The sequence below is a fragment of the Mesorhizobium sp. M1066 genome (genome assembly GCF_040318635.1).
Classification (GTDB): domain Bacteria; phylum Pseudomonadota; class Alphaproteobacteria; order Rhizobiales; family Rhizobiaceae; genus Mesorhizobium.
Genome location: NZ_JAMYMR010000128.1, coordinates 1 through 616, shown reverse-complemented (window position 1 = coordinate 616; position 616 = coordinate 1). Strand labels below are relative to the sequence as shown.

Here is a 616-nt window from a genome sequence, read left to right as displayed (position 1 = left end):
CCGCCTTGGAACTTGATGATGCGCTTGCGACCGGTGGCGGCGCGGGCAAGGCGCAGGGCGTGATAGGTCGCCTCGGATCCCGAATTGCAGAAGGCGACGAGATCCGCGCAAGGGATGCAGTCGACCAGCGCCTCCGCCACCTCGATCTCCAGCCGCATCGTTCCCGCACCGACAAGATCGATGTCTTGCGTGACCGCAGCGATGCGTTCACGCACCGCCGGATGACAGTGGCCAAGCACGTTGGCGCCGAAGCCGCAATGGAAGTCGGTGTACTGGTGTCCCTCGACGTCGTAGAGAAACGCACCCTGCGCCCGGGCAAAGACATGCGGTGCGCCGAGCCTGCGGCTCGGGCTGAGCAATCCGCCCGGCATCACCGCGCCGGCGCGCTCGATGAGTCGGGCTGTGTTATTCTGATCGATCATCGTTATGTCCGTGCATGGCTATGGTTGTCCGCCGCTCAGCCGAGGGCCTCGCGGACGGTGGCCTCGATCCCCGCCGCGTCCAGCCGGTAGTGCTTGTAGAGATGCGTTGGCGGCGCGATCAGGCTGTATTCGTCGCGGATGCCATGGCGTATCAACCGCGCCGGGCTGCCCGCCTCAGCCAGGATTTCCGCCAC

General features: G+C 65.7%; 1 protein-coding gene. It reads right to left on the bottom strand.

Translation table 11 applies throughout. The features are described 5' to 3' along the window. The coding region (locus tag NKH52_RS35440; protein ID WP_352658238.1) for an aminotransferase class III-fold pyridoxal phosphate-dependent enzyme at positions 1 to 422 on the bottom strand (422 nt) is incomplete at its 3' end. Between the last annotated feature and the right edge of the window lie 194 nt (positions 423 to 616).